At 41.0% G+C, this 743-nt stretch carries 1 protein-coding gene; it reads left to right on the top strand.

The features are described 5' to 3' along the window. Positions 1-344: 344 nt before the first annotated feature. On the top strand, positions 345-743 hold a 399-nt coding region (gene trmB / locus ACRCJ0_RS17320; RefSeq protein WP_431391394.1), incomplete at its 3' end, for a tRNA (guanosine(46)-N7)-methyltransferase TrmB.

Genomic DNA, 743 nt, shown 5'->3' with positions numbered 1-743 from the left:
AACAAAGTCGTTAAAACTCGACGCTTCTATCGCATTTAGGAGAGTAAACGCTAAAGCGTAAACTCTCTCATAGGCTGGACCAAAATCGGGTTCGACCCTCCAGAAAGGACTGCTTTTCAGATTAGATTGCAAAGTTTCCTTTCTTGGCGTCGGCTCTTACACTTTCAAAAGCCGAACAATTACTGCGAGTAATTGGCGCATTTTGGGAAGTGTCGGAAGAGCTTGACTTATGAAGCCCAATAGAAGACCGTTATTGGTCAAAAAAAGGGGGATGTGAACTTCATATCACATCTCTTTTTTCTTGGAACGACATCATTTATAAAACAAATCATTAGGAGGATATTATGCGCGTAAGAAATAAACCGTGGGCAAAGGACGCCATGGCAGAACATAGAGAATATGTCATTTTAGAACCGGAAACAATGCAGGGGAAATGGCAAGCTGAATTTAAAAACAACCATCCTGTTCATTTAGAAGTGGGAACTGGTAAGGGTCAATTCATTATTGAGATGGCCCGCCGTAATCCAGACGTGAACTTTATTGGTCTTGAGTTACAAGATTCAGTATTAGTGATGGCGATGGAGAAAGCTTTAGAAGGTGAATTGTTACCTAATTTACGCTTTATTTTAGGGAATGCCCTTGAACTATCTTCATATTTTGAAGAGGGTGAAGTGGCCAAGTTATTCTTAAACTTCTCTGACCCATGGCCAAAAGCGCGTCATGCGAAACGTCGTTTGACTTTC

This window comes from Aerococcus sp. L_32 (assembly GCF_050689315.1).
Note: the sequence above shows the minus strand (reverse complement) of the source record. Positions and strands in the feature narration are given on the sequence as shown.